Consider the following 24,584-nt stretch of genomic DNA (forward strand, 5'->3'; position numbering starts at 1 on the left):
TACAAGGGCAGCGAGGAGCACCTGTACACGGCCGATCAGAACGAGTACAAGGTCAACACCACGAAGAACGGCTACACCGGCAACGGCGTGATGCTGTACGCCTCCCTGACCAAGGTCACCGAGTGACATCAGACGGCATGACCCACAGGGTCTAACCGTCGAACGATGAAAGGGCCAGCCCCCACCACGGGGACTGGCCCTTTCGTCATATGCGAGAACGATAGTCGATGTTTAGCAGTGGAAGGAACCCGTCTTCCGAGGCTTATTTATCGACGCTCGATCAGTAGCCGAGGAAAGCGGTGCCTTCGTTCTTCCAACCGTACTTCTTGGACAGAGCGGACTGCTCGTTACGGTCGGTGGACAGGAGGTGGCGGCTGTCCTTGTGCAGGCGCGACACGGTGACGGTGCCGGTGTACGTGGGGGTGAAGAAGGCGATGCCTTCGTAGTTCCAGTCCGCCTTCTTGGACAGCGAGGTCTTCTCGTTGTCGTCAGAAGACCAGACATGGTCGCCATTCACCTTGTTGTACAGACGGTAAACCGGGGTGACGATCGGATCGGAGATAGCGGCGATCTGAGCCTTGACGGCCGTGGTGCCGGGGAACTCGGTGAATTCCTGGAGATCCTCGTTCTTCTCCACTGCCGGGGCCTCGAACAGTCGGCCTTCATCGGACCAGCCGCCCTTGGTGCTGGTGGTGGAAGTCAGGACCGCGATCTCGTTCGCGTCGCTAGTGTAGAAGTGCTCGCCGGCCTTGTACAGACGGTGCACGGTGGCTCCGCCGAGAACATTCGCGTTGGTTTCGTGCTTGAACACGAGCTTCTGCCAAGCGGTGGCAAGCTCCTTGACCAGCTTGGACGCGGTCTCGGAAGTGATGCCCGAAGCAGGGGCAGCGTACTTCGCGGCGACGTATTCGTCCTGAATCTTCTTGTACGTCGACTTGTATTCAGCCCAAGAAGACGCCTCGAAGCGTTCCGCGTTCGCGTCATTGACCTCGATGTACTTGAACGCAGAAGTCACAGTGTCGGCGGTGTACTGGGACCAGACGGCAGTCAGCACGAAGTCTTCAGTCGTGTCGGTGAACAGCTGGCCGAAGCTGTAGGCCTTGCCATTCAGAGTCCAGCCAACCAGCGTGTAACCGGAACGCGTCCAAGCCGGAGCGTCAGAAGAATTCAGCGTGGAGCCGGCATCGAAGTACTTCACGACGTCATCGTGCTTGCCGTTGTAAGAGGCATCCTGGAACGTGACCTTCACCTGAGTGGTCTTGTTGCCGTACACCGCGACAAAGCGAACGTTGTTCGTAATGGCAACGTTGTTGATCGCGTCATTGCCCTTGGTCACATACTTCTCGGAACCGACATACGCATTGAACGCATCGACGGTGGCATTGGAACCGGAATCAGCCACGGCCAGCCAGCCCTTGAAGGCATATCCGGCAACGGTCGGATTCGCAGGCAGCTTGGCATAGGAGCCGCTGGCGACTTCCTGAGAGTCGTACAGGGCGCCATCATTGTAGAAGCGGACCGTGTAAGCCTTGGACGTGGACTTGAGAGAGAAGGTACGATCTTCGTTCACACCCAGCGTGATCGAATCGCCCGGCTTGTACTCCTTGCCGGAATCGTCACGGTCGCGAGTCCACACCGGAGAAGTCTCGGCCTGAGTCGTATCGTCGTTCTGCGGATAGGAGAACCACGCCGGAATGGTGAACTTGGAACCGTTCGCCACGTCCACGACGAGATCCTGATCCGACGTGCCGTCGGACTTCGCACCGGTCACATAGCCAGCGGAATCGCCCTTAACGGTAACCGTACGAACAGCATCCTTGCCGGCAACGGCAGCCACGGTGACCTTGACCTGATCGCCCGGATCGCCAGCGGCGACAGCCAGGAACTTCGGATCGGACAGAGTGGAGACGGTGAAGGCCTTGCCCTTGGTCGGAGTGACGAGGTAGCTGGTGACCAGCTGATGGTCGCCGCCCTTATCGACGGGCAGCACGTTCTTCGACAGTTCCTTCGTTCCCTGCTGGACCTGGAAGTACTCGCCACCGGGCAGCTGCTCGTACTTGGCGAGGTCGGTCAGATCAAAGGAAACCACGGAACGGCCGCTCTCGGTGACCGTGTCGGCGTAGTTATAGGACTTGAGGACGGACAGGGTGGTGTCCTCCTTGATAACGGTATTCCAATCCGCCGGGGTCTTACCGTCCAGAGTCCAAGTCTCATCGTCATATCCGTAAGCGTTGACGATATCAGCGAGGGTCTCGCCCTTGTAGCCCGTGACGCTGCCGGAACCCTTAAACGTCACCGTGGCCTGATCCTCGGCCGCGGTGCTGGGAGCAGCGTTCGCGGTGCCGGCGGCGACGCCCATGGTCGCGAGCATCGCGACGGAGGCGAGGCCGGCGAGCGGCGCGCGCCAAACCTTGTTGTTTCCTGTCATAGTCAGGAACCTTTCTTCTAGGGACATCGGGTTTTCTTATGGGGACTTTCCCCATCCCGACTGTGCTCTTTTTTACCTCTACCCCTCGGACATTGTCAACTCGGGGTCGGGAGGCATCTCACAGAATCCGTGTCGGGTTCCACAAGTCTGCCTCAACTCGGTTGACAGTCTAGCGCCAGCCCGTCCCAAGCTTTCCGGGCGACTTTATGGGGGTATTCCAGCGTTTTCCCCGGCGACTACGGGCTTCTACGTAGCTTTGCCAAACGCTGAATCCTTTCAGGCAAATATCAGGAATGAGACGTTCGTATTTCCTTTTTGTTACGCCACCTTATAAGAGAAAGTGATGGCTTCGGCGTGTCGTCGTGAACCGCCTTGGAATCGGATGCGACAATGACCTCACATGTCCGCTTGGCGAACTCCGTATCAGCTCGACACGCCCGAACTTCCCCCCTATCGGCAAAACGGGCCATTTATGTCCGTGGACGCATTTATCGTTCGTTTTAGGCGCGGGATTTGTGTGCGAGCATAAGTTTTGTACCTACTCTTCGTAATGCGTTACGCAAAATGCATTACGCTTTTTTCGGGACATCGCGGTGTCGTGAGCCCCCGCAGGCGATCACTCGTCTGCGGGGGCTCACGACATTTCTGGGCCGGTTTCCCGATTCCCGGGTTCCCGGCCCTCCCAAGGCCACGGTGTAAGGATCCGCGGCCGGCTCCTCATCAGATCGCGGCGAGCAGCTCGTTCTCCTTCCTGGAGCACACGATCGCCGCGACCAGCAGCACCGCACCCACGCCGGTGGCGATGAAGAACAGCCGCTGCGTGGTCGGCTCGTACTTCAGCTCGACGGTATGCTTCCCCGCGGGCACCTCCACGGTTCGGAACAGGCCGTTGCCCTTGTACAGGTCCGTCTTCTGCCCGTCGATGTAGGCGTTCCAGCCGGTGTCGGCGTATTCCGCGACCACCAGATACTTCTTGGCCGTCGTGGACACGGTGATCGTCATATTGCCGTTGCCGGCCGTCTGCACGTTCTCGATGCCGGAGGTCGTGTCCACGTCGCCGGAACCGTCCGTCTCCCCCGCATCCGTCGACGCACCATCCGCGGCATCATCCGGAACCCCATACTCGCGGCTGAAGAACACCGTGTTCGTCCGGTACTCCTCACCCATGTCGGCGAGCACATCCGCGTTCGTGTCATAGACCACCGCATTGTCCACCAGCTGGACCTCGGGCGCGGTCTCGCCCAAGTCCTTGACCAGCAGACCGTCGTCGCCCACGGCCGTCATGCCCTCGCCGCTCGAATACTCGGGAGTATCCTCCTGATTGGGACTGCTGACGATATATTTGACGCCCATGTAGCGCAGCAGGTTCTCGTTGCGCACGTTCAGGAACACCGTGTTCGTCGGGCTGGACTTGTACGCGGTCTCGTCGATCGCGTTGTAATAGGCCATGATGTCCTCGTTCGTCATGCTCAGGCCATGGCCGCGAATATCGCGCAGACCGTAGAACATCGGCGAGTCGACGGGGAAATCGACGTTCTTGGACACGATCTTCTCGCCGTTCTTCGTATGCTCCTGCAGATACGTGATCGTCGACGTCGCCGGCGGCACCGCGGGCGCGCTCTTGTCGACAAGCGGCACGTACTGCGCGGCGAAATAGCCCGTATCCACGACGACCGAACCGCACAGCGCGATCGTGCACACGATCGACAGCGCCTGCGCCGCGCGACCACGCAGCACGCCCGTCAGACACGTGCGGGCGATCACTACCAGCAGGAACACGATCACCACCGCCAGCGCCAGCCGCCGCTGCAGCGCACCGTATCCGTTCTCCTGCAGGCCGAGGCCGCGCGTACGCAGCGCGATGGCCGCGAACCCGGCCGCTCCGATCGCCGCGGCGACCCATACGGGCACACGGTCGCGCATCGTGTCGAACACGCGCGTCAGCAGATCGTCCATGTTGATGCCGAGCATCACGGCGAGCGCGAAGTTCAACAGAATGACGATGCGGAACTTGTACGAGGTGTTCACCATCGGCATGTGCGTGAATACGATGTCAAGGGCCGGCGTGAACAGCAGCAGCGTGACCACGATGGCCGAGATCGCGAAGAAGCCGACGCGCGGCTTGCTGCGGAAATGCACGACGGTCAACGCGACGGTGAGCACGGCCAGCACGCCCGTGTACAGCATGCTTTCGATGTTGTTGCGCGTCGCGGTGGTGGCGAGGAACGGGAACACCAGCGTCTTGAGCTGCGGCCATTCCAGGCCGATGGTGCTCCAGCCGGCGCGCGACTCCGAATAGCCGTTCGAACCGACCGACGTAAGCAGCTCACCCGTGTACGGCAGGGACATCACCGCGCCGACCGCGACCGAGCCGATGCCGCACGCGAGCGTGGCCGCAAGCCTGCGCCACGAGCCCCAATGGCGGCGGCATGCATAGAACAGCGCATAGAAGAACGCCAGATACAGGAAGTACGCGGCAAACGTGGGCATGCCCGCCATGAGCATCAGGAAGGTGAGGACGGCGGTCCACACCATATATTTCACCTTCAACTGCTTCACCAGCAGGTCAAGCACCATGAACAGCCACGGCGCGTACATGCCGACCTCGGTGTGCGGCCATCCCTGCCAGGTGACCATGGCCGCGGACAGCGCGTACGTGGTGCCGGCGATGAAGCCGCCACGCGCCGAATAGCCCAGCTGGCGCATGAGGAACACCATGCCGAGGAAGGCGACGACCACCTTGAGCACGGCGATCAGCGGCATCGCGATATCGAACGGCAATATATATAGGTAGTTCAACGGCGAAAAATACAGGTTCACCGTCATGGGCGCGCCGATGCTGAACATCGGCACCCACGAGGTGAAGATGCCCGCATGGATGGTCGTGTAGGCGATCGGCAGCACGTTGTCGGTGATGTCCGAATAGCAGTAGCCCTGCGTGGCCACGCCGAGCGATGAGAACGGCTTCCAACGGTACAGGCAGTTGGTGTACGAGTACGACCAGTGGCCGAAGACGACGTTGTGGTACACCACCATGAGCAGGGCGATCAGTCCCGCCACGACGCAGAGCGCGGCGATGAGCGACCGCCGGCGCTTCGGGGACAGCCACGGGACGCCGTGCCGTACGGACGGGCCGGCGGCGGATGAGCCGTCTGAAGATGCACTGTCTGAAACCGCGCGCGACATGGACATACTGGGGATTCCTTACTTTCGCACTACCTTGGAACTGGACCGATAATACACGCGCGAACTGAACTCAAATCTGAACGGACGGTGAACGGGACGGCAACCGGGAACGTCACCGAGTAGGATTGAAGCGTTTGCATCGCAGGACCGGACACCACGGCGGCCCGCCGCGCCGGCCGACAGCCCGGGCCGACGGCCGATCGGACGGATCGGCCGCACGGTCTGACAGCCGCACGGCCCGATAGCCACACGGCCCGACAGCCGCACGGCCCGACAGCCACACGGCCCGACATACAGCTTAAAAAGAGGAATCATGCGTCTGTTTATCCAAATCCCCTGCCTGAACGAGGAGAAGACCCTCCCGCTCGTGCTCAAGGAGCTCCCCACCAGCATTCCCGGCATCGACGACGTCGAATGGCTGGTCATCGACGACGGCTGCTCCGACAAGACCGTCGAAGTCGCCAAATCGTACGGCGTGAAGCATTTCGTGCACCATGCCAAGCCGATGGGCCTCGCCCGCGCGTTCCGCGACGGCGCCGACTACGCGCTCAAGCACGGCGCCGACATCGTCGTCAACACGGACGGCGACAACCAGTATCCGAGCCGGTACATCGCCGATCTCGTGCAGCCGATCGTGCGTCACGAGGCCGAAATCGTCGTCGGCGACCGACAGACCTCCAAGATCGCGGAATTCTCCGCGTTCAAGAAACTCATGCAGCACTTCGGCTCGTGGGTCGTCAACAAGGCCGCCGGCACGCACATCCCGGACGCGGCCAGCGGCTTCCGCGCCTACTCGAAGAAGGCGCTCATCCAGCTGAACATCGTCACCGAATTCAGCTACTGCATGGAGACCATCATCCAGGCCGGCAACAAGCGCGTGCCGATCACCAGCGTGCCGATCACCACCAACGCGAAGACGCGCGAATCGCGCCTGTTCTCGAACATCTTCGAGCATATGGCCAAGTCGGGCGGCGCGATCATCCGCAGCTTCCTCATGTTCAAGTCGAACGTGATCTTCAAGTGGGCGGCGATCGTGTTCGGCGTGCTCGGACTGATCCCGTTCGTGCGGTATCTCGTGTTCTTCTTCCAGGGGCATTCCGCGGGGCATCTGCAGTCGATGCTGGCCGGAGTGGCGCTGATTCTGCTGGCCGCGTTCTGCATCGCGCTGCAGATCATCTCGGAGGTGCAGAGGATTCAGCGGCGGCTGGTCGAGGATCAGCTGGAACGCGTGAAGGAGATCCAGTATTGCGAGCCTTATCAGAGGATCTGGGGCAAGCAGGACGAGTTCGGCGGGTATGACGGGGCGCCGACGGGGATTGACGAGGTCCACGCCGCATGACCGCACGGAATAATGCGCCGCGAGTGGTGGCGTTTGGGACGTTTAATGTGCGGAAGCATCCTCGGGTAGGGATTCTGATCGATGGACTGCGCAAGAACGGGTGCGTGGTGGAGGAGATCAACCGTCCGCTGACGCTCTCGACCGCGCAGCGCGTGGAGATCCTCAAGAAGCCGTGGAAACTGTTCGGCTTCGCATGGAACCTGCTCGGCCTGTGGCGCGGGCTGCGCCGCGACGCGCGCGCATGGATGAAGCGCAACGGCCGGCCGGACGCGGTACTCGTGGGCTACATGGGGCATTTCGACGTGCTGCTCGCGCATCACGTGTTCCGCGGCGTGCCGATCATCCTCGACCATCTCATCTTCGCCGGCGACACGGCCAAGGATCGCGGCGCGCAGGGGCTCAAGGTCAAGCTGCTGAAGCGTCTGGACCGTATGGCGATCGACGCCGCCACGCTCACGCTGCTCGACACGCGCGAGCATCAGGCCATGTGCAAGCCGGGCGACGAGACCATGGTCGTGCCGGTCGGCGCGCCGGACGAATGGTACGCGGCCGGAGCGGCGCAGGATACATCGACGGCAACGGCGACAACGGCCGACGGTACAGACGGCACCGCCGTCTCCGTCGCAGGTACTCAGGCCGCATCGGCGAACGCGGCGGAACAGTCGTCCGCGCCGATCCGTCATGCATCCCGCAGTCATGCAGATCGCACCGCGGACATCGTGTTCTACGGACTGTACACGCCGCTGCAGGGCGTGCCGGTCATCGCGCAGGCCGCGCGCGAACTCGCGTCGCGCGGACTCACGCCCAAGTTCACGCTCATCGGCAAGGGACAGGACTACGCCGAAGTGCGCCGCATCGCGGACGGACTCGACAACGTGGAGTTCCGCGAGTGGGTCGAGCCGGAGGAACTGCCGGCATTGGTGGCCTCGCACGCGATCTCGCTCGGCATCTTCTCCACCACGCCGAAGGGACTGCACGTGGTACCGAACAAGGTGTACCAGTCGATGGCCGCCGGCTGCGCGGTCATCACCAGCAACACCGCACCGCAGCGACGCATGCTCGGCGACGGCGTCGTGTACGTCGCGCCCGGCGATCCGGTCGCGCTGGCGGACGCGATCGAACGGCTGCTCGACGATCCGGCGGCACTGTGCGAGGCGCAGCAGGCCGCCGTCGCGACGGCGCAGTCGTTCACCGACGACAAGATCACCCGGCCGCTGACCGAATGGATACGTGCGCATACCCGGTGACGGGATTCGGTGACGCGGTTCGGGAACGGGATTCGGGAACGGGACCCGGCAGCGGGATCCGGTGAGGACGAGGTCATGCTGAACGGATGCGGTCCGGATGCGGTCCAGTTACGGTCCGTCTGCGGACCGACTGCCGGCCGGCCGGGCGCGAGACGTGACCAAATGATGTGAGGAAAACGACCATGAATATGTTGAAGAAAATCGCGAAATCGCCGGTGACGCGCTGGGTGTTCCTGGCCGTCGCGCTGGCGGGACTGCTGTGGGCGGTCATCAAGAACTGGGATTCGCTCCTGTCCGCGCTGGCGGTGCTGCCGCCGTGGATCGCCGTGGTCAGCGTGGTGCTGTCCATCGTGTACGTGTTCTTCACGCTGTGGTCGTGGAAGGTGATCCTCGCCGATCTCGGCTCCGATCTGAACTGGAACGCGGCGGTGCAGCTGTTCGGCGTCAGCCAGATCGGCAAATACATTCCCGGCGGCGTGTGGAACATCGTCGCCGCGGCGGAAATCGGACGCGACCATAAGATCCCGGCCCGCCGGTCGGTCACGGCCATGACCGTCGCTGTGCTCATCTCGCTGCTGTCCGGCACGGGCATCGGCGTGATCACCGTGCTCGGCACGTCCGTGAACATTCAGGTACCGACGTGGATGATCGTCGTACTGCTGGCGGTACTGGTCGCCCTGCTCACTCCCCCGGTGCTCAACCGGCTCATCGGATTCGGATTCGCGCTGCTCAAGCGGCCAGCTCCGGAACGGCAGATGACGTTCCGCGGACTCGGGCTCGCGACCCTGCTCGCGGTGATCGCGTGGGCCGTGGCGGGCGTGCAGGTGTGGCTGCTGGCGGTCGGCTTCGGCATGAAGGCTGGTCTTGCGGGCATGATGCTGGCGATCGGCGCCTATGCGCTGGCCTGGGTGGTCGGTTTTCTTGTGGTGTTCGTGCCGGCGGGCACCGGCGTGCGCGAAAGCGTGCTCGGACTGTTCTTCGCCGGAGTGCTCAGTTCCGGCGGCGTGCTGGCCGTGGTGCTGGTAAGCCGCATCGCCATGACCATCGCCGATCTGGTGTTCGCGGGCGTGGGCGCGCTGCTGCTGCAGCGGCATAAGGCAACGCGTAATGCGTGATTGCGGTATCGCGCGAAGCGCGATGCTGTGTTGTTTGCGGCCTTTGGCCGCGGAGCTCCCCCACCCGGCTTCGCCGGGAGCCCCCTCAGTGAGGGGGCCGAGGCTCCGCCAGCGTCGTCCGCCAGCGTCGTCCGCCAGCGTCGTCCGCCTATCCGGTAGGGAACTATAGAATCGTGCTTTAGTAAATTACGATTCTATAGTTGACGCAACAGTGCTTGCGCTTGTGGGCAGAGATCAGGAGCTTGCCGCGTCCAGGACAATCTCAGCGTGGAGATCCGGCGACGGTCTATCTGGCTTGCATCGCTAAGAACGGCCAGCGTGGCAAATCGGTTGGAGTATCGGCAAAGCGCCGCGGATAGGGATACGTAAGCGTGGCGATATGGAGGAGCCCTATCCGTTTCTCTACGCTGAGACCGCTCAGCGTAGAGAAACGGCTGGAATATCGGCGGGTTACCACGCTGAAGAGGGTCTCAGCGTGGTGATTTGACGGAAGACCATCCGATTTGCCACGCTGAGACCGGTCAGCGTAGTGAAACGGTTAGAACTTCGGCGGGTTACCACGCTGAAGAGGATCTCAGCGTGGTGATTTGACGGAAGACCATCCGATTTGCCACGCTGAGACCGGTCAGCGTGGCGAATCGGTCGGGACATCGGCAAAACGCTACGATGAGGGGAGTATAAGAGCAGCGACACGGAGAAGGCCTATCCGATTTGCCACGCTGATAATGAAGTCTGCAGGCGGCTATGGGCTTCCGACCAAAGGTAACTTCCTCATCTACATACATGGGGGTATCGGCGGCGGTAGCGGCACCGATGCCAAGATTATGCGGAGGCGATGATGCTGAAACGCATGTGCATCGCTCGTAGCGCAATTTCGCCTCGTGCATTGGGCGCGCGGGGGAACTTTTAGTGGATGACTACCTTGGTGCCTTCGGGAAGCTGGTCGTAGAGCCATTTGGCGTCGGGGACGGTCAGACGAACGCAGCCGTGCGAGGCGGGGCGACCGAGCTTGTTGGCTTCGGAGACGATGTAGTTGCCGTTGCGGTCGGTGGGCACGGTGTGGAACAGGTAGGTGCCGTAATCCTTCCACGACACCCAGTAGTTGGCGCCCATGCCTTCGGTGGAGTTGTAGAAGCTGCCGCCGCGGTTCTGCACGTAGTAGGTGCCGTGCGGCGTCGAATCGTCCATGCCGGTGGAGGCGAGCATCGTGTAGATGGTGGTCGAACCGCTCTTCACGTAGACCCGCTGGGCCGCAAGCGACACTTCGATGCTCAGGTTCGCGACCTTGCCCAGATTCGGGTAGGCCCCGCCGGACGGGCGCAGGTACTGCGGCGTCTTCGGCGCGTCGTTGTCGCGGCGCACAGCCAGCGTATCGGTGCCGTTGCCATCCCAGTCACCGACCAGCACGCCGTCGGTTTCACGGCCGAACGTGAACGTCTCATCCGCCGCACCACCGGCGATCGCATTCTTCACGTAGAACGTGCTGCCGCGGCGCACCGCGAACGTATCCTTGCCGTCGCCGTTCCAGTCACCCACCAGCACTGCGTCGTCGGCACGACCGTACGTGACGACCGAGTCCGCCGGTCCGCTCGTGATCGAATCGCTGATGTAGTACGTGTTGCCACGCTGCACGGCCAGCGTGTCCTTGCCGTCACCGTTCCAGTCGCCCACCAGCACCGTATCGTCGGCACGACCGTACGTGATCACAGCGTCGGCAGGTCCGCCGCCGAGCGTGTTCTTGATGTAGTAGGTGTTGCCGCGGCGCACGGCCAGCGTATCCTTGCCGTCACCGTTCCAGTCGCCCACCAGCACCGTATCGTCGGCGTGTCCGTAGGTGACGACCTGATCGGCCGCACCGCCGGCGATCGCGTTCTTGATGTGGTACTGGTTGCCGCGGCGCACGGCCAGCGTATCCTTGCCGTCGCCGTTCCAGTCGCCGACCAGCACGGTGTCGGATGCCTTGCCGTAGATGGTCTCGCGGTCGGCCTTGCCGCCGTGCAGACCGTTCAGGAAATAGTAGTAGCGGCCGCCCTGTCCGAACGACGGGTCCGCCGCTGCGGACGCCGTGGGCGCGGCGATGACCGACAAGCCGAATACGGCCGCGGCCGCAACGCCGGCGGCGCACGCCTTGCGCATGGAATCACTGATCACGTGCGTGTTCATGATGAATCTCTCACTTTCTGCGGGCCATGCGGATGGCTTTGTTTGGCGCGTCCACGGCCCGACTCACAAGCCGATCAGCCGATCACCCGATCAACGGTGGACGATGAACGAATCCTTGCCGTCGCCGTTCCAGTCGCCGACGAGCACGTCGTCGAACTCGCGACCGAAATAGAACACGGTATCGGCTTCGCCGCCCTTGATGGCGTTCTTCACGAAGTACGCGTTGCCGCGACGCACGGCCAGCGTGTCCTTGCCGTCGCCGTCCCAATCGCCCACCAGCACCTCGTCGTCGGCGCGGCCGTAGTAGATGACGGAATCGGCTTCGCCGCCCTTGATCGAATTCTTGAAGTAGTAGGCGTTGCCGCGACGCACGACGAGCGTGTCCTTGCCGTCGCCGTCCCAATCGCCCACGTACACTTCGTCGCCGGGCTTGCCGTATCCGATGACCTGATCGGCCTCGCCGCCGGACACGGAGTTCTTGAAGTAGTAGGTGTTGCCGCGGCGCACCGCGAACGTGTCCTTGCCGTCGCCGTCCCAATCGCCCACCAGCACGGTGTCGTCGGCGCGGCCGTAGTAGAAGACGGAATCGGGGTTGCCGGTCGACAACGTGTTGCGTACGCGATACTCGTTGCCGCGCCGCACCGCCACGGAATCCTTGCCGTCGCCGTTCCAGTCGCCGGCGAACGGGATGTCGCCCTGGTCGCCGTAGCTGAAGGAGAACTCGGCCGTGCCGCCCTTGAGCGTGTTGGACACGTAGTAGCCGGTGCCGGACAGGTACGTGGCGTTGCCCGGATTGGTGGCGTTTTCGTTGTCGGATCCGTTGACGTCGGTGGAACCGTTGCCCGAATTGTTGCTGCCCGAGCCGGCGTTGGCATTGGCGACGCCGAACGCGTTCAGATCGGCGCGTCCGGAGATGCCGTTGACCTTGCCGCCGGACGTGTACTGCCAGCCGCGGTCGTTGGTGGAGAAGCCGGTGAACGTCATCTGCGCGCCGTACTGGGCGACCCAGCGGGTCTTGGCGTGCAGCGAGGAGCTGTTCAGCGGGCCTTCGAGATAGTTGGTGTACGAGTACAGCGACAGGTTGGTGTAGCCGGCGGACTTGAGCACGCCGTACCATGCGTTCACGATGCTCTCATAGGTCTTCGGGCTGGTGGGCGGCTTGTGGCCGGTCCACGTCCAGCGTTCGAGATCGTAGAAGACCGGATACGAGAGGTCCTTCGGGGAGACGCCGGCCTCGTTGAGCAGCTTGACGACGTTCTGGCCCTCGGCCTTGCCGGTGTTCTCGTTTTCGGCGTACGAGTAGAGGTAGACGCCGAACGGGATGCCGAGACGCTTGCATTCGTCGATGTTGTACTGCGCGGTCGCGTCTAGCCCGTTGCCCCAGCCGTAGCCGATGCGGATGATCGCGCCCTGCACGCCGTCGGCCTTGGCCTTCGCCCAGTCGATCTTGTGCTGCCATTCGGACACGTCGACCACGCCCTTGGCCTTCTGCGCGAACAGGGCGTTGTTGCCTTCGAAGAACGCCGGGCTGCCGTTGTACGTGCCCCAGTGGGCGCCGTATTCGTTGCCGCCGAGCGCGGCGAGACGGACGGTCGCGGAGGCGGTGGAGACGGCCGCGTCGGTCGTGCCGGTCGCGTTATCGCCGGTCGCGTTATCGTCGACCGTGCCGGAGTTCACCGCGTCCTTCACCGTGCCCGCATCGACCGGGATGAACGAGTCGCCGTCGGTTTTCGCCAGCGGATCGGCCTGCGTGTGCTTGGTGCCGACCAGTTCGGGATCGGTGACCGTTTCGCCGGTTGCGAGATCCTTGACCTCGCCTTCCGGCGTGACGGCAAGGTCCGCGGAGACGACGGTCGCGTCGTCCGGAATGTCGTCGCTGACGGTCTGCGGCAGATCGGTCGTGGGATTCTCCGGCATCGCGTCGGACGACGGGGTATCCTGATCGGCCAGCAGGACGGAATCGTTTCTGACGTCCACCGCCGTGTCCGTCAGCGCGAACGCCGGCGCAACCCCCACGGCAAGCGTCATCGCAGCCGAAACCGCTGCGGCACAGCACAACCTCATTGCCTTCGACTCAGTCATTATGTTCTCCACTCGTTCCCGCTGCGCTCCGCAAGATATGCATCATAAACTGGAAAAGAGCACAACTGTCTTCTACAGTAACCCGAAACGTCGATCGGAATCAGCTCTGGGAACAGGAACGTCGGATATCCTCGCAAAATGATGACAAACCGGATCCGGACGCCGCGACGGCGAGCGCGAGCGGCATCACGCATATCAGGGGGAAGACGTAGCGGGTCGCCTCCTGGTACAGCGACGTGGGCCCGACGTACAGGGACATCGCGGTCAGCAGCATCGGCGACAGCCGTACGAGATCTCTCAGCCTGGACATGAGGACCGCACGGATACCCGTCCGGCCGTCCGTCCGGCCGCCCGGCCGCCGCCGGCACAACGTGAGGAACAGGCAGAACGCGGGCATGATGGACGCCCAGAACGCCTTGCAGTACAGCAGGTTGAGCACCGGGATCCGCCCCCATGCCGCATCCACGGATCGGAGCAGGGAGCCGCCGATCGTGACGTCCCGCCAGCCGGCGACCGTCTCCATATGCTCGTAGTGATGCGCCGAATCCGCGGGGATGTCCAGATCGGCGCCTCCCACGTTGGCCCAATCGTGCGGGGTGGGCAACGACCACCATCCGGCGGTGAGCCCGGCGAATGCGTTGGCGTAGGCGCCCGGGTTGATCGACGCGTGCCTCAGCCAGATCTTCAGGAACTCCCGTTTGCCGGTCGTGCCGTGGAGGTCCACCCAATCCTTGACCGGATCCACGGCGTCGGGCCGGTATACGGCGGCGAGTTCGCGCGCGTTCTTGGTGTAGAACGCCTCGAGCGCGGCGTTTTCGGCCTTGGTGAAGGTGTCGCCCTCGCGTATCCACGCGTTGGCGACCTGTTGGATGGGCAGCGCCAGCGATTCCTGCGGGCGGCCTTCGCGGATGTCCAGTATGCGGGACGCGGCTTGAGGTATGGCGATCGAGCAGACCAGTACGGTCAGTACGCCGAACGCCACGCATGCGGCGCGCAGTCGTGCGGTCATGTTCGCGAACACCAGCAGCAGCATCGATCCGAGCACGATCAGCACGCCGGTCTTCTTCGACATGCCCATGCCGACGCACAGCAGCGCGAGGGGAGCCATGAACGCCGGCCTGCGCAGCACCGCGCCCTTGGTGCGTACGATCTCGCAGAACATGATGAAGAAGACGACGAACATCGGCGTGAACACCGTGTCCTTGACCAGCGTGCAGAACATGCGGGGAATCGGCGGGAACAGGGCGAACAGCAGCAGGCATCCGAAACGGGCCTTCCACGCGACGCCGTAGCGCTCCAGATAGGCGGCGAGCGCCGACAGCGTCGCCGCGGCGGCGATCATCTGCAGCGTGATCAGTATGAACAATCCCGCCTGGCAGTCGCCCCACGCGACCTTGCCCAATTCGGCGAACGCGCCGAACAGCAGCGAATCCATGAACGGATGCTGGTTCCACAGCACGCGCGGCGAGGATTCGAACTGCGCGATCTGCAGCGTGGTGTCCCACCAGTAGATGCCCGGGTAGGACAGGCCGAGATACGGCAGCCAGCAGGCGAAGATCACCGCTGCGCCGGTTGCGATGTCGGGTGTGGAGCATCGCAGGGGCAGGTGGTACTGCAGCCACGGACACAGTCTCGGTTCCCGTCGCGGTCGCAGCGATTGCAACCGCAGCGACCGCAACGACCGGGGAAGGGCCCGCCTCACGAGGCGAGTTTCTTCAGGCTGACCGGGCATTCGATCTGGGACTTGAGCTTGTTGAGAGAGTCGAGGGTGAGCGCCGAGCCGGTGCCGTCCGTGCTGGAGGACTTGCCGGAGGACGACGAGCCGGAGCCTGAACCCGATCCGGAGCCGGAAGTACCCGACCCCGAGCCGCTGCCCGAACCGCTGCCCGAACCGGACGACGAACCAGTCGACGTGCCGCTACCCGAATCCGACCCGTCCGCATCGGTCCCGTCGATCGCCCCGCTGTCGCCGGCGTTCACGTCGCCGTCCGCGGAACCCGAACCGTCCCCGGCATCCGCCGCCGCGTCCGGCACATCCGTGCCGCACTCGTCCGTCACCGCGCCGTTCGTGCCCGTGTACTCGCCGTGGTCACCGATCACCGGCGTCGTCACGAAATCGATCGGCCGCGAACCGGCCTTCTCGGACACGCGCACCGTGTACACGATCACGTCTGTCTTGCCGGGCGCAAGTCCCGTGTCGGACGGGTCGAGCACCACGAACTGACGGTCCTCGACCGGACCGTTCGCCTGCATCACCGCATTGCCGAACGAGATCGCGGTGATCTCGCCGCCGGCCGGGGCCATCAGCGTGGTGCGCAGGTACATCCAGCCGGTCTTCTTCTCCTTCTCCTTGCCGGTGACGAACTTGGGCAGTTCCTTGATCTGCTGTTCGGTCAGCGTGTTCTTCAGCCGCAGCACCACCGTGTATTCGTCGCCGAGCTGCGAATCCTCGACGCCGCCCAGATCGGTGGCCATGGCGGGCGCGTCGGCCTCCTGCTCGCTGGACAGCACGGCATTGGCGGCGTTGAACGTGGTGCCGCACGTTTTGGTGACGGTCGCGCTCACGTCGAGATACCAGCTGAGCTTGCTGGCCTGCAGTTCGGAGAAGTACGCGCCGGTCACCGGGTCGGTTTCGGTGCCGGGCAGGAGACCGGCGGCGTTCGCGTCGATCACGCCGGTCTGCACGAGCGCGGAGAACTCGTCGTCCTGCTGCATCCACAGCTTGAGATGCGAGCTGGCCGACGTGTCGCGCACGGCCTTGAGCACGGCCGACGCGGTGGACGTGTTCAGCGAGGAGAACACGTGGTTCATGATCTTCTTCGACGCGGCGTTCGTGTACTTGTTCTGCTCCTCGTACTTCGGATGGTCGATGTACAGGTCGTGCAGGAAGAACCTCACCGTGTTCGCGCCGTCGAGCACCTTGCCGTCGGAGAGCGTGACCGAGCCGGTCGCGCCGATCAGCGACTGCATGAACACCGGGTCGAGCGCGATCACGCCGGCCACGTCCTTCTTGGAGTTGCCCTTCTGCGACTTCCACAGGTTCGCGAGCGTGATCGCGGCGCGGCGGTAGTCGGGGTTCATCGTGGTGGTCTGCGGGTATTTCCAGATCCACTCGCCGAACACCTCCGCCTCCTTGGCGTTCTGCGCGTCGAGCGGCTCGCTGGCGTACGTGTAGTCGGTGGTGGTCACGAAGTCGCCGATCGTCACCTTGCCGTGGTCGACGGTGACCGGCGCGATGTTGCCGACCATGCCGCCGGACGAGCGCAGTTCGGCGGGATTGTAGATCGCGACCAGATACGTGCGTTCGCCGCTCTCGCCGAGCAGCTGCGGCATCAGGTCGATGAGCTCGTCGTATTCGTCGAGCAGGCTGTCGGCCGACGCGAGTCCGCTGCGGCCGGCCGCGACGAGCTGCGTGGTCGCCGACAGCCGCGTGCCGTGGATGGCGGAGAGCCGCTGCTGTTCGGTGGCGATGTCCTTGCGCGCGTCCTTGACGACCTGCGGCAGGTCGGTGAGCGGGCTGAGATCGACGGTCTTGTCGTCGACGGAGAACTTCTTGAGCCGCGACAGGACGTCCGACATGTCGGTGAACGGGCCGTCGACCAGGTTGCCGACCGCGTCGAGCATGGTGCGGGCGGCGTCGATGTCGTTGCCGTAGGCCGTATGGTCGCGGATGAACGTCCACTTCGGCGTGTTCAGCTCGTCGCGCAGCGCGCGGGCGGAGGTGACGAACTGCTTCGACGCGGTGGGCACGTCGGTCTCGCCTCCGCAACCGAGCGCGCTGTTGGCGATGCTTTCGCCCGAGGCGACCAGTTCGGTGGCGTCCGCGTACATGCGCGCCACCGACACGCCGTAGAACAGTACGGCGGACAGCACCAGGCCGGCGGCGGCCATGAGCGCGTAGAGTGCGATGCGGGCCGGCGTGAACCGGTCCCTCTCCGGTGTGCCGGAGCCTGTGCGGGCGGCGTGCTGAGAGGGGTTCTGGCTCATGGGTGGCATCTCCCGTCGTGGCTGGTTCGATACGCGATACGCACCGTATCGTAGCGCGTCGAAATGAAAACCGGGAGTCTCACGTGGATGGAATGCACGGGTTGTTCACGCTCACACCGCGCGCTACGTAGTCACTTTGCGGGATCGCGCCTCGCGCGGTGCCTCACGAGATGCCGGGGCAGTAGGTGACTTCGATGTAGCGGTTGGCGAGGCCCATGAACTGGCCGGTGTCCGGGTCGGTGATCGCGCCGGTCTCCGGGTCGATGATGCCGTTCGTGTCCGCGTCGATCAGCGTGCCGTCGGCCTTGGTGATCGTGTTCGTCGCCGCATCGTACGTCGATCCGTCCGTACCGGAGTCCGTACCGGACGTCGACGAACCGTCGGACGAGGACGACGAGCCGCTCGAGTCGGTGCCGTCGCTCGTGCCGGAACCATCCGACGAACCGTCAGACGAACCGTCAGTCGAACCGGACGACGAACCATCCGACGAGGACGAAGACGACGTGCTCGTCTCGACCAGCGACTTGTGCTCGCGCAGCTTGGCCCACATGGCGTCCGCGGTCGAGGCCCACACCACCGTGGCCTGCGGGTTGAGCGGATCCGCCTCGATCGGCACGGTCTGCGAATACAGGCGCGACGTGTCGAAGTCCTTGAGGCTCATCGCGAGCCCCGCCAGCGCGGTCACGTCCGCGAGGCTCTCGCTCATCTGCACCGACTGGATCGCGGCCTTCGCGAGCTGGTACAGCTGGCTCGTCTGCGTGAAGTAGTTCTTCGACAGCGCGGTCTTGACCAGACGTTTGATCAGATACTGCTGACGCGTGGTGCGCATGATGTCCGAACCGTCGGTGCCGGTGCCCTTGCGCATGCGCGCGTACTGCGTGGCCTGCGTGCCGTCGAGATGGTGGATGCCGCGCTTGAGGTCGAGCTGCGTCGTGTCGTCCTGCGTGTCGACCGGCACGCAGATGTCCACGCCGCCGATCGCGTCGATCATCTTCACCAGACCGGCGAAGTCGACGACCATGAAGTTCTTGATGTCCATGCCGGTCAGCGAGTTCACCGCGCTCAACGTGCAGCTCGCGGCCGATGCGAGATCGCCGCCCGTCGCGTACGCGTTCGCGAAGATCGAGTTGAATCGCACGTAATACTGCGCCGCGATCTCGCCGTTCGACGTGGTGCAGCTCGGCACGTCGACCATCGAGTCGCGCGGAATGGAAACCAGATTGATGTACGAACGGTCCGCGGCGATCTGCAGGACCATCGTCGTGTCCGAATTGTGCAGTCCCTGCGTATCGTCCGCGGCGCCGCCGACGGCCGTGTTCCCGCTGCCCTCGCGCGTATCCTGGCCGATGAGCAGGATGTCGATCGGCTCGTTCGCGTACGGATCGATCAGCGTGTTCTCCGTATCGTCCTTGCCGTCCTGCACGATCGACTTCACGCCCTGGCTCTTCACCGTGCCGGACATGTCCGTCCACACCGCGGCCGCGGCCGTGCCCACGAACGTCAGCGCCGCGACCAGCACCATCGCGACCACGCTGACCGCCCGGTGGCTGACCCGGTATCCCAGCGAATGCCGCGGCGTGCCGGCATGATGCCAGACGAGATTCGGCAACTCGGTCGAACGATGGGTCGAACGCGTGAGTTTGTGTGCCGCCATGGTTACCTCCCGTTCGCCGAGCACGGCCGGCAAGCACCGCCATACCCACGCGCGACCGGGACGATCCGAAGGCGGATGCCGCGGAATGCCGCGATGGTCGCAAAAGTCGCAATGCGACGCGGGGTCGCTCCGCATGGAGCCGCCGACAATGCGCTGCCGTGCAGCGAATTGCATGTACGTAGGGGAAGTATAACAGAGGGTGTCTCGCCGGTTAACGCCGATTCCGCAACGGACCGGGCGACATTCCGGCTACGTTGTGTCGGATCGGGCCGGATTGTGTCTGATTGTGCTGAGTCGTGTCGGCTTCCGGACACGTGCGCAACCGGCCCGCGCATGTCGCATTCAGGATTTTCCCAGACTTATTGCAGGACTACAGTAGACTTCGACAAGAAAACATCCACATATCACAGCCATAGTGTTGCCACGGGATGCCTAGCCCTGCCGGCCGGCACGCCCCGGCCGCGTCGCCGGGAGCGGAACCGCCCCGGCGGCGTCCCGGCCAACGCAACCGACGGTCCGCGCCCATGACGACGTGCGGCCGCACAACTCGGGAGAACTGGAGAAGCCGTATGTTCGTTCTCAAGAACGCCTGGGGTCAGCTCATGCGCCACAAACTGCGCACGCTGCTGATCCTTGTCATCGCACTCGTCGTCGCCTTCGGGTCGCTGTTCACGCTGTCCGTGCGACAGGCGAACGAAACGGCCACCGTCACCGACCGCGCCTCCCTCGCACCGGGTGCAATCGTGCGCATGACCGCGGCCAAGCAGGCGAAATACGACGGCACCGACTCCAGCTGGGTCAAGAACTACCTGACCACCGACACCTACAACGGCTACTACGCGGTCGTCACCACCGCGAACATCACACTGTCGACCGTCAACGCATCCGAATCGTTCCCGGTGCGCCAGACCTCCGACTCCATCCAGGCCATCGCCGGCACGTCCGACGCGAGCGCCGACAAGACCGGCGGCGAGTTCACGCTCAAGTCGTTCACCTCCGTCGCCACCGCGCGCGACAACGACCTCGGCTCCTACAAGGTCGTCAAGGGCAAGCATCTGAGCTACTCCGGCAAGGCCGAGAAGGGCGCGCTCATCTCGCAGGCGCTCGCCAGCAAGAACAATCTCAAGGTCGGCGACAAGTTCACCATCGCCAGCCCGTCCGACGCGAAGAAGACCACCGAGCTCGTGGTGCGCGGCATCTACGAGTACACCGACGAGGCGGCCGCCGGCCACGGCTCCGACGCCAAGCTCGCCAAGGACAACCGCGACAACGCGATCTACGTGGCCTACAGCACGATGTACACCACCGAATGGGCCAACGAGAAGGCCTCCGACTGGAGCAAGCCCGACCTGAGCTACGTGTTCGAGTTCAGCTCGATGAGCGACTACAACAAGTTCGTCAAGAACGTCAAGAAGACGCTCAAGTCCGGTTACGAGGTCTCCTCGCCGACCATCACCGCGTATGAGCAGAAGATCAAGCCGATCACCGCGCTCAACGAGCGGATGAACACCGTGTCGGTCGCGGTGCTGGCCGCCGGCGGCGTGCTGCTGCTCGCGCTCGTGCTGCTGAGCGTGTGGCGTCGCGGCGACGAGATCGGCACCGCGCTGATCTGCGGCGTGACCGGCGGCCGCATGGGCTGGCAGCTCATGCTCGAGGCGTTCATCCCGCTGCTCGTCGGCCTGGGACTCGGTCTGCTGGTCGGCGGATTCGCGTCCAAGCCGCTCGGCGCATCGCTCGCCACCGGATATGCGACCACCATCAACGGCGGCATGATCTGGCACGTCGGCTGGATCGGACTGGTTTCCGTGCTCGCGCTCGGCATCGTCGCGGCGCTGCGCGTGGCCTGCTTCGGACCGCGGAAGCTGTTCGCGGCGCGTGCCGGGTTCGTTGCCGGTGCGCGTGACAACGCTGCGGAAGAGGCGACGGCATGAGCGATACGAAGAACGACAACAGCGTCGACAACGGCACCACCATCGACGAAAGCGAGAAGAACACCATGACCACCGATAACACGGACAGCACCGTCGACAACACCGTCGACAACACCGGCGCCGCCGAAGCGACGGACGTCGCGCAGAACGTCGCGGAGCATGCCGCGGAGAGCGACAAGGCAACAGCCGACGCCGATACGACGGATGCAGCCGCGCAGAACGTGCAGTTCAGCATCGTGTTCGACGATGACGATGATGATGCGGATGCGTCCGAAAACGCATCGGCGGACGACGACGAGACCATCGCCGTCGATATCGCAAACGTAAGCGAAACGCTCGCCTCGGCCGTGAACGCTACGGATCGCGCGGACGGCACGAACGACGACGTCGACGTCGATGCAGACAAGTCGGACGACACCATCGCGGACGGCGCGAACGATTCCGTCGACGCCACGATCGGCGATGTGGCGGGCGTGGCCGCGGCCAACGCGGCGCGCGTCAACGAAACGCTCGCGCTCGGCAAGAAGCAGGACGCGACGTCGCAGGCCATCGCCGAGGCGGATCATGCGAACGCGGCCGGCGGCGCATCGGCCGACGACCAGTCGCTGCGACTGTCCGTCCGTCTCGACAAGGAGCTCAAGGCCGGGCGCGAGGACGACAAGCTGCTCAAGGCGTACCCGTCGCTCGCGCTCAACAAGGTGACGCTGACGGATCGCAAGAGCGGGCACAACACGCTCGACCGCGTCAGCGCGTCCTTCTACAAGGGGCACCTGTACGCGATCCGCGTGGACGGCGACGACGAGCGCGTCGCGCTGCTCGGGCTCGTGACCGGCTTGACGCGTCCGACCGACGGCGCGGTGATGAACAAGAGCCTCAACGTGCTCGAAATCGATCCGGGTGAGCTGCTCGGCCACCGGTTCGGCCTGATTCCGCAGCGTTACGCGGTGCGCGACGATCTGAACGCCGAGCAGAACGTGCTGTACGCGATGGATGCCTCCGGACGCACGTTCCTCAAGCCGAAGCCGGTGCTGGCGCGCGAGCTGCTCATGCGCGTCGGCTTCGACGCGGACACGCCGAACGTGCCGGCCGGCAAGCTGCCGGAGGTGCAGAAGCGGCTGGTGGCGATCGCGCGCGCGATCTCGTGCGACGCGGAGGTCATCATCGCCGACGAGCCGACCGGCGGACTGGACGCGGACGACAGCGTGACCGTGCTCAAGACGCTGCTTTCGCTCACCCGCGGCGACGACAAGCGTTGCGTGGTGGTCCTCACCTCCGACGATGAGGTGGCCGAAGTCGCGGAGCACGTCACCTACCTGAGTGAGTGACGCGGCGGTTGTGACACACAGCGGCCGGCACTGACCGCGCAGATACGGCAAACGGCCCGGTTCCCCTTGGGAGCCGGGCCGTTCCCGTAGTTTCGGAATCGCATGGCATACCGTGCCTATTGTCCGACGGAGGTCTCCACCCGTCGTGCGCGGCCTGTTTTGAAGCATATCTTGCAGTTCTAGGTCGTTCCTGCAGATATCCGGTCACAATTCAGTCGAATCGGTGTTGAAATTCCGCCATTTTCCGGCCCTCACGCACGCGGTCGAACGAGTAATACCAAGACAAATGACCTAGAACTGCAAGATGCATTTCAAAACAGGCCATGCAGCGCGATACCGCAGTCACACCATGCGCATGTGGTATTTGGCGGCGAGCGAGGCGATGTCGGGGCGGCCGTAGCGTTCGACGAGGGCGAGCCAGCGGCGGCCGTTTTCCTCGCCGAAGCGCAGGGCCTTGGCCGTGTACGCGTCGACGGACAGGAACTTCGGCGGCGTGGACTTGCTGTGGAACTTGTCGGCCACCATCACGGTCTCCTGTTCGAGGTTGACGGGCGCGTAATCGTCGGGCGGCAGCGGCAGGTCCTGCCGGATCACGTCCTCCTTCGTCAGGCCCACGCCGGTGTGGTTGCGCGCGAATTGGGCGATCGACTCGTCCACGCCCTGTTCGAGCAGCCACTCATAGCCGAGCAGGCCGTGCAGGATGTAGCGTTTGCCGTCGAATTTGAGCGGCTCGTCGTCGGAACCGTCGTGCTTGAGCACGCGGTAGGTGCCGATGTCGTGCAGCAGGCCGCCGATCATCACCAGATGCTCGTCGAGCAGTCGCGGCGGCACGGTGCCGCCCTCCACTCCCCCGCTCGGCGGGACGGTCCATGTCAGGTGCGCTGCCGCGGCCGGCGCATCCGCAGCGGTCGGCGCATCCGCTGCCGTCTCGCCGCTCACGCTCCCGTTCACGTCGACCGGCCTCAGTTCGGGCGCGTCCTTCGGCAGCGTGCAGCGCCGGGTGAACAGCGCGTTCTGCCGGCGGGCCAGCTGGCAGGCGATGGTGGCGACGATCACGCAATGCGTGTGGATCAGCTCGTACGCCGCTTCGGAGGGGGAAATACGGCGATGCAGCTCGTCGATTTGCTCAAGGGTTGGAATGTATCCGCTCATACCCGCCATTGTAGGGCTGATTCCGTGCGGACTCCCGTGCCGGACGTCGGTCGGATGCCGGATGAATCAGATGGAACGGACGCGGAACTCGCCGGTGCGGTTGGAGGCGACGATCATCTGGTCGTTGTTGAGCCGCGTCCAACCGTCGGCCTCGTCCTGCGCGAAGCCGGAGCTGGCCACGACCACGCCCTTCGGCTGGTCGGTCGCAGCACCGTCCGTCCCCTCGCCCAGCGCACGGTAGCGGATCACGCGATAGTCGTGCGCCTTGTCGGCCTTGCCGTACTGGTCGTAGATCTCGACGATGCGCGGGCTGGTGACCTCGCGGCCGGCGGCGCACAGCGCGATGAACTGGTCCTCGCTCTGGATCATGCAGTTGTAGCTCGACTTCGGGTAGGCCTGACGCAGCTGGCGCACGGCCTGCGCGACGGCCTCGTCGAGCGCGAATCCGAACGCCACGTATTCGAGGATGACCGAGAAGAAGATGGCCGAGTCGGAACGGCCGCCGGTGGACAGGAACGCGCCGCGGTTGACCGGATAGTTGCGGTTGTGGATGATGTTCACGCCGTTCTCGTCGGAGATGTCGCCGTTGTGGATGAACGACAGGCCGTTGGCGAAGAACGGCTGCTGGTTCTCCATGATGAGCGGCTGATGCGAGCTGGCCAAGCGCAGGTGCCACAGCGCGCCGCGCGCCGGGTCGGCGGCGAAGTCGGCGGACAGCGGATCGTGGTAGGCGGCGATGGTGCTCTTGTACAGTTTGACGCCGGTTTCGGGCGCGGGCGCGCCGCCGTCCCGGACGTGGGGCGGGTCCGCGGGTTCGGAGATCAGCGAGGCGCCCCAACCGTCGTTGTGGATCTCGCTCAGTTCGATGAACTCGCGCGCTGCGGATTGACCGAGCACGTCGTTGAGGCTCAGGTTGGTCCCTGCCGTTGCGTATCCCAGTAATCTGCACATGGTTGATTACTGTACCGGAGCCGC

Annotated in this window: 14 protein-coding genes; 5 read left to right on the forward strand and 9 right to left on the reverse strand. The window is 64.0% G+C overall.

Annotated elements, in window-relative coordinates:
- Positions 1-280 precede the first annotated feature (280 nt).
- Both JS533_RS04005 and JS533_RS04010 read right to left on the reverse strand, forming a co-directional pair.
- Entirely contained in the window at positions 281-2,428 is a 2,148-nt protein-coding gene (locus JS533_RS04005) for an InlB B-repeat-containing protein (RefSeq protein WP_241513232.1), read from the reverse strand.
- Between the two features lie 720 nt (positions 2,429-3,148).
- Positions 3,149-5,620 (reverse strand): YfhO family protein, encoded by a 2,472-nt coding sequence (locus JS533_RS04010; protein ID WP_241513233.1) that lies wholly within the window; start codon positions 5,618-5,620, stop codon positions 3,149-3,151.
- Between the two features lie 307 nt (positions 5,621-5,927).
- On the opposite strand from JS533_RS04010, the gene JS533_RS04015 reads away from it, so the two are divergent.
- The 3 genes from JS533_RS04015 (at position 5,928) to JS533_RS04025 (ending at position 9,315) form a co-directional block, all read left to right on the forward strand.
- On the forward strand, positions 5,928-6,953 hold the full coding sequence (locus tag JS533_RS04015) for a glycosyltransferase family 2 protein (protein WP_241513234.1): 1,026 nt from the start codon (positions 5,928-5,930) through the stop codon (positions 6,951-6,953).
- Positions 6,954-7,000: 47 nt separating this feature from the next.
- Entirely contained in the window at positions 7,001-8,200 is a 1,200-nt protein-coding gene (locus JS533_RS13775; RefSeq protein ID WP_241513235.1) for a glycosyltransferase, read from the forward strand.
- Positions 8,201-8,382: 182 nt separating this feature from the next.
- Positions 8,383-9,315 carry a lysylphosphatidylglycerol synthase domain-containing protein gene (locus tag JS533_RS04025; protein WP_241513236.1) on the forward strand — a complete coding sequence of 311 codons (933 nt, stop codon included), beginning with the start codon at positions 8,383-8,385 and terminating at the stop codon, positions 9,313-9,315.
- A gap of 906 nt (positions 9,316-10,221) precedes the next feature.
- On the opposite strand, the gene JS533_RS04030 is transcribed toward JS533_RS04025, so the two are convergent.
- The 5 genes from JS533_RS04030 to JS533_RS04050 all read right to left on the reverse strand — a co-directional run bounded on the left by JS533_RS04030 (position 10,222) and on the right by JS533_RS04050 (position 19,201).
- Entirely contained in the window at positions 10,222-11,478 is a 1,257-nt protein-coding gene (locus JS533_RS04030) for a L,D-transpeptidase (RefSeq protein WP_241513237.1), read from the reverse strand.
- A gap of 90 nt (positions 11,479-11,568) precedes the next feature.
- A complete protein-coding gene (locus tag JS533_RS04035) occupies positions 11,569-13,506 on the reverse strand; it encodes a glycoside hydrolase family 25 protein (protein ID WP_241513238.1) in 1,938 nt (645 codons plus the stop codon).
- Positions 13,507-13,660: 154 nt separating this feature from the next.
- Complete coding sequence (locus JS533_RS04040; RefSeq protein WP_241513239.1) at positions 13,661-15,121, reverse strand: DUF6020 family protein; 1,461 nt, start codon at positions 15,119-15,121, stop codon at positions 13,661-13,663.
- Positions 15,122-15,258: 137 nt separating this feature from the next.
- Positions 15,259-17,547, reverse strand: a complete 2,289-nt coding sequence (locus JS533_RS04045) for a DUF4012 domain-containing protein (RefSeq protein ID WP_241513240.1) — start codon at positions 17,545-17,547, stop codon at positions 15,259-15,261.
- 163 nt (positions 17,548-17,710) lie between these two features.
- The gene (locus tag JS533_RS04050; protein WP_420838618.1) at positions 17,711-19,201 is read right to left on the reverse strand and encodes an LCP family protein; all 1,491 of its coding nucleotides are present in this window, start codon (positions 19,199-19,201) and stop codon (positions 17,711-17,713) included.
- A 569-nt stretch (positions 19,202-19,770) separates the two neighbouring features.
- On the opposite strand from JS533_RS04050, the gene JS533_RS04055 reads away from it, so the two are divergent.
- A complete protein-coding gene (locus tag JS533_RS04055; RefSeq protein ID WP_241513241.1) occupies positions 19,771-21,132 on the forward strand; it encodes an FtsX-like permease family protein in 1,362 nt (453 codons plus the stop codon).
- Entirely contained in the window at positions 21,129-22,457 is a 1,329-nt protein-coding gene (locus JS533_RS04060; RefSeq protein WP_241513242.1) for an ATP-binding cassette domain-containing protein, read from the forward strand. Before JS533_RS04055 ends, JS533_RS04060 begins: the two co-directional genes overlap by 4 nt.
- Positions 22,458-22,799: 342 nt before the next feature.
- Here the strand turns inward: JS533_RS04060 and JS533_RS04065 are convergent, their stop codons facing one another.
- Complete coding sequence (locus JS533_RS04065; protein WP_241513243.1) at positions 22,800-23,609, reverse strand: HD domain-containing protein; 810 nt, start codon at positions 23,607-23,609, stop codon at positions 22,800-22,802.
- A 66-nt stretch (positions 23,610-23,675) separates the two neighbouring features.
- Positions 23,676-24,560 (reverse strand): class II glutamine amidotransferase, encoded by an 885-nt coding sequence (locus JS533_RS04070; RefSeq protein ID WP_241513244.1) that lies wholly within the window; start codon positions 24,558-24,560, stop codon positions 23,676-23,678.
- Between the last annotated feature and the right edge of the window lie 24 nt (positions 24,561-24,584).

It is taken from the genome of Bifidobacterium amazonense (genome assembly GCF_018555435.2).
Taxonomy (GTDB): domain Bacteria; phylum Actinomycetota; class Actinomycetes; order Actinomycetales; family Bifidobacteriaceae; genus Bifidobacterium; species Bifidobacterium amazonense.

What these genes read in the sequence shown, in the direction of transcription:
- JS533_RS04055 (WP_241513241.1), top strand. Translation starts at nt 19,771, where the DNA reads ATGTTCGTTCTCAAGAACGCCTGGGGTCAGCTCATGCGCCACAAACTG.
- JS533_RS04010 (WP_241513233.1), bottom strand. Translation starts at nt 5,620, where the DNA reads ATGTCCATGTCGCGCGCGGTTTCAGACAGTGCATCTTCAGACGGCTCA.
- JS533_RS04045 (WP_241513240.1), bottom strand. Translation starts at nt 17,547, where the DNA reads ATGAGCCAGAACCCCTCTCAGCACGCCGCCCGCACAGGCTCCGGCACA.
- JS533_RS04050 (WP_420838618.1), bottom strand. Translation starts at nt 19,201, where the DNA reads ATGGCGGCACACAAACTCACGCGTTCGACCCATCGTTCGACCGAGTTG.
- JS533_RS04005 (WP_241513232.1), bottom strand. Translation starts at nt 2,428, where the DNA reads ATGACAGGAAACAACAAGGTTTGGCGCGCGCCGCTCGCCGGCCTCGCC.
- JS533_RS04030 (WP_241513237.1), bottom strand. Translation starts at nt 11,478, where the DNA reads ATGAACACGCACGTGATCAGTGATTCCATGCGCAAGGCGTGCGCCGCC.
- JS533_RS04025 (WP_241513236.1), top strand. Translation starts at nt 8,383, where the DNA reads ATGAATATGTTGAAGAAAATCGCGAAATCGCCGGTGACGCGCTGGGTG.
- JS533_RS04035 (WP_241513238.1), bottom strand. Translation starts at nt 13,506, where the DNA reads ATGACGCTTGCCGTGGGGGTTGCGCCGGCGTTCGCGCTGACGGACACG.
- JS533_RS04015 (WP_241513234.1), top strand. Translation starts at nt 5,928, where the DNA reads ATGCGTCTGTTTATCCAAATCCCCTGCCTGAACGAGGAGAAGACCCTC.
- JS533_RS04060 (WP_241513242.1), top strand. Translation starts at nt 21,129, where the DNA reads ATGAGCGATACGAAGAACGACAACAGCGTCGACAACGGCACCACCATC.
- JS533_RS04065 (WP_241513243.1), bottom strand. Translation starts at nt 23,609, where the DNA reads ATGAGCGGATACATTCCAACCCTTGAGCAAATCGACGAGCTGCATCGC.
- JS533_RS04070 (WP_241513244.1), bottom strand. Translation starts at nt 24,560, where the DNA reads ATGTGCAGATTACTGGGATACGCAACGGCAGGGACCAACCTGAGCCTC.